The sequence below is a fragment of the Kribbella sp. genome (assembly GCF_035687465.1).
Lineage (GTDB): Bacteria > Actinomycetota > Actinomycetes > Propionibacteriales > Kribbellaceae > Kribbella.
The window spans coordinates 1-4,078 of sequence record NZ_DASRXP010000698.1 but is presented as its reverse complement, the minus strand read 5'-3'; the positions used below and the strand labels follow the sequence as shown (position 1 = coordinate 4,078).

Annotated in this window: 5 protein-coding genes; all 5 read right to left on the bottom strand. The window is 69.5% G+C overall.

Annotation, left to right across the window (positions count from 1 at the left end; translation table 11 throughout):
* The coding region (locus tag VFG33_RS37850) for a cation diffusion facilitator family transporter (RefSeq protein ID WP_325057848.1) at positions 1–879 on the bottom strand (879 nt) is incomplete at its 3' end.
* A 64-nt stretch (positions 880–943) separates the two neighbouring features.
* Entirely contained in the window at positions 944–2,119 is a 1,176-nt protein-coding gene (gene manA, locus VFG33_RS37845) for a mannose-6-phosphate isomerase, class I (protein WP_325057847.1), read from the bottom strand.
* The gene (locus tag VFG33_RS37840; RefSeq protein ID WP_325057846.1) at positions 2,113–3,192 is read right to left on the bottom strand and encodes an SIS domain-containing protein; all 1,080 of its coding nucleotides are present in this window, start codon (positions 3,190–3,192) and stop codon (positions 2,113–2,115) included. Before VFG33_RS37840 ends, manA begins: the two co-directional genes overlap by 7 nt.
* Positions 3,189–3,401, bottom strand: coding sequence for a Trm112 family protein (locus VFG33_RS37835; protein ID WP_325057845.1), 213 nt, complete (start codon positions 3,399–3,401; stop codon positions 3,189–3,191). Before VFG33_RS37835 ends, VFG33_RS37840 begins: the two co-directional genes overlap by 4 nt.
* An 11-nt stretch (positions 3,402–3,412) precedes the next feature.
* A partial coding sequence (locus tag VFG33_RS37830; RefSeq protein WP_524538171.1) for a phosphohexomutase domain-containing protein occupies positions 3,413–4,078 on the bottom strand: 666 nt, incomplete at its 5' end.

The window sequence follows — 4,078 nt, the reverse complement described above, 5'->3', positions numbered from 1 at the left end:
CTGTTGCGCCATGGGTTCGGCGGCTCGGATGGCTCGTTCTGCGGCGTCGATGGTTTCGGCGATCTGGGCGGCGTCGCTGTTCGGCTCGACCGCGACCTTGGCGGCGACCAGGATCTCCTCCGGGCCCAGGTGCAGGGTCTTGATGTGGATCAGCCGCTGCACCCCCGGCACGCTCTCGATCGCGGCGACGATCTTGTCCTGCGCTTCGCGGGTCGCGGACTCGCCCAGCAACAGCGACTTCATCTCGATCGCCAGGAAGATCGCCACACAGACCAGCAGCGCGCCGATCGCCATCGAGCCCAGGCCGTCGAAGATACCGTTGCCAGTGGCAAGAGTCAGAACGACACCGATCAGCGCCAGTACCAGACCGGTCAGCGCCGCGAAGTCCTCCAGCAGGATCACCGGCAGTTCCGGGGACCGCGCGTTCCGGATGAATCGGGCCCAGCCGACGTGCCCGCGCACCTTGTTCGCTTCGACGATCGCGGTCCGGAACGAGAACGACTCCATCACGATCGCGGCCAGCAGCACCGCGACCGGAACCCACTGCCAGTCGTCGATCCCGTGCGGGTCCTGCACCTTGTGGAAGCCCTCGTACAGCGCGAACAGACCACCAACGCTGAACAGCACGATCGCGACGATGAACGAGTAGACGTACCGCTCGCGGCCGAACCCGAACTGGTGCAGTTCGTCGGCCTCCCGCTTCGCCCGCTTCGCGCCGACCAGCAGCAGCACCTGGTTCCCGGCGTCGGCCAGCGAGTGGATCGACTCGGCCAGCATCGAGGCGGACTGGGTCAGTCCCCAGGCAGCGAACTTCGTGATCGCGATACCGGTGTTCGCCAGCAGTGCCGCGACGACGGCCTTGTTACCGTCACCAGCCATTTTGCTCGGTCCCTCCTTGAATTCGAGCCCCACCCCACCGCCCCGGTCGCGGGATCAGGGGTCGTCAGCGAGCGGACACGACGAACGCCGTGCCGGGTCCACGCAGGGTACAGGGTCCTTCGGGTCCAGGAATGAACGCGGACTGACCGGCGGACAACTCCGGCCCCACTTCGGTGCCCTCGGCACCGATCGTGACCGTACCGGCCACACACGCGACGATCCGCGGACCCTCCGCCCGTACTTCGATGGCCGCGCCAGCCAGAAGATCCACCCGCCGGACCGCGAAGTATTCACAGCCGGTCTGGTACGCCGTGACGCCGGCTGCCTCCGGTGTCCCCAGCAGCACCGGATCGGCCAGTGGCTCGAAGTCGACCACTGACACCAGTTCCGGCACATCGATGTGCTTGCGAGTCAGACCACCGCGGAGCACGTTGTCCGAGTTGGCCATCACCTCGAATCCCGTGCCCTGCAAGTACGCGTGCACGTTGCCGGCCGGAAGGTAGACCGCTTCGAACCGCTCCAGCCGGACCCGGTTCAGCAGCAGCGCCGCGAGCACACCGGGGTCATCGGGGAACTCGGTGGACAGCTGCGCGAGGGTCTCCACCTCCAGCCCGAACGCGTCCCCGGCGTACCGGCGGCTGGCCTCGCCGAGAGCGGCGACGAGGGGACGGATCGCATCCCGGTCGCTGCTCATGAACTCAGTGAAGGCGTCCTGCAGTTTGCCGTTGCGGAGCAGGTCGGTGAGCTGCTCGAGCCCTTCCACTTGGAGCGCGTCGAGCAGGGCGACCGTGGCAGCTAGCGGGCGGAATCCGACCAGCGCGTCGAACGGGCCGAGCGCGATCAGGATCTCCGGCTTGGGCCAGGCGTCCTTGTAGTTGCGGTCCGCCGCGTCGCGCGGGATCCCCGCGGCCTCGTCCCGCGCGTACCCGTCGATGGCCTGCTCGAGCGACGGATGCGCCTGGATCGACAGCGGCTGGGCCGCGGCCAGGATCTTGGCCAGGAAGGGGAAACGCCCCTGGAACCGCTCCGCCGTCTCGTCCCCGAGGGTGCCCGACGGATCGGTGGACACCCGGTCGTACAGCGACTCGCCCGACGGCAGCAGCGACGGCGCCGACTCGTGCGCGCCCATCCACAGCTCGGCCTGCGGCTTGCCGTCCGGTTCCACGCCGGTCAGCTCGGGGATCGCGGTCCGCGACCCCCAGGCGTAGTCCCGGACGGGGTTCTGGAGCCTAACTACCACGCCGGATCCTCCGCGGGATTGCCCGGCAGACCAGGAGCCTCGCCGACCGGAGTGCCGTACCGACCGAGACCGACGCCGAGGTACGCCGCGGCGTACCGGCCGTGCTGCGTCAGGGCGGCGTACCGGGCGACGTCGGTGCCGTTGGCCTGCCTCACCACGTGTACGCGGATGTCGTGCTGCTCGGCCTTCTCCTCGAGCTGGCGACGGGTCTCCGTCACGCCCGGGTCGTCGATGCCGTCGTCCAGGATGACCAGGCCGGGCCGGAGCTCCTCTGCCTGGTCGAAGGGGTCGGCGAAGACGTCGCGCGGCGGCTGGGTCTTCAGGACCGGCAGCAAGTGGCCCGCGTCGGCAGCAAGCGCCGGGCGGCCACTGGCGAGCCGCACAGCCTCGACCACCCGGCGTGCCGCACGTGCTGCGAGGACAGAGCCGCCCCAGACCAGCGGCAGAGCGTCCGCCAGCATCAGGGCGAGGTCCTTGGCCGGGTTGGATGCGACGTCGTTGTTGGGCGAGCACTCGATCGCGACATCGTCCAGCATGGCCGCGACAGCCTTGGCGTCCACGGCAGGGCCCAGCCCCAGTTGGTGCAGCCCCTGCAGTACTGCGACGGCTGCCGCCAACTGGTCGTCCGACTGGGACGGGAAGCGGATGGCATGCCGGGAACCGGCCGAGGCCTGGGTCACGGGAGAGTCGGTCGGGGAGGCCACCATCAGCCCGCAGCCCCGGCGTACGGCCTCGGACGCGGCAGACATCGCACCGGTGTCGTCGGTGTTGCCGCCGAGCACGATGACGAGGTCGAGCGGTCCGGTCCAGCCCGGCAGCCCCGGGCCGGGCCAGGCCACGAACGGCACCGGGCAGACCGGCTCCAGCACGGCCCGGACCAGGCGGGCGTCCCGGCCGGCAGCGACGATCGCGCGGGGGCGGAAGCCGTCCGCGTCCAGCTGGGACAGCACCTCCTCCGAAGCGTCGATCTCGGCCCGGACGCGGGCTCCGGCCCCGGCGAGCCGGCGCAGCAGGTGGTCGGTGGCCTCGAGGGCGGCTGGGTCGTCCAGCCGCGAGTCGTCGAAGAAGCTCATGCGTTCTCGGAGGCCTCGTTCTTGGTCTCGCGCGCCTCGTCGATCAGCAGCACCGGGATGTCGTCGCGGACCGGGTAGGCCAGCGCGCAGGTGGCGTTGGTACAGACCAGCTCGCTCGCCTCGTCGTCCACGCGGAACTCCGACCGGCACTTCGGGCAGACCAGGATGCTCAGCAGGTCCGGGTCCAGATTGACGTTGGGGGGAGTCATCAGCTTCCTTCTTACTTCGGTGCACCGGTGATCAGGGCCAGTACTTCGTCCCGGACACGCTCCATGGTGGCCGCGTCCCCGGCCTCGACGTTCAGCCGCAGCAGCGGCTCGGTGTTCGACGCCCGCACGTTGAACCACCACTGTCCTGCGTCGACCGTCAGGCCGTCCAGGTGGTCAACGGTAATGCCCTCAAGGTCGCCATAGGTGTCTTCGATCGCCGCGACTGTCGCGGCCGCGTCGTCCACCTGGCTGTTGATCTCGCCGGAGGCCACATAGCGCTCGAACTCGGCGAACAGTTCGCTGGCCGGCCCGTCCTGCTCCCCGAGCGCCGCGAGCACATGCAGTGCCGCGAGCATCCCGGTGTCGGCCCGCCAGAAATCCCGGAAGTAGTAGTGCGCAGAGTGCTCGCCGCCGAACACCGCGTCGGTCTCGGCCATCTTCTGCTTGATGTAGGAGTGCCCGACCCGCGCGCGGATCGGCGTCCCGCCGTGCTCGGTGATGAGCTCCGGCACGGCCTTCGAGGTGATCAGGTTGTGGATCACCGCCGAACCGGGGTGCTTGGCCAGCTCCCGTACCGCGACGGCGCCGGTGATCGCACTCGGCGAGATCGCGTCGCCCTTCTCGTCCACCACGAAGCACCGGTCCGCGTCGCCGTCGAAGGCGAGCCCCAGATCGGC

What these genes read in the sequence shown, in the direction of transcription:
- VFG33_RS37835 (WP_325057845.1), bottom strand. Translation starts at nt 3,401, where the DNA reads ATGACTCCCCCCAACGTCAATCTGGACCCGGACCTGCTGAGCATCCTG.
- VFG33_RS37840 (WP_325057846.1), bottom strand. Translation starts at nt 3,192, where the DNA reads ATGAGCTTCTTCGACGACTCGCGGCTGGACGACCCAGCCGCCCTCGAG.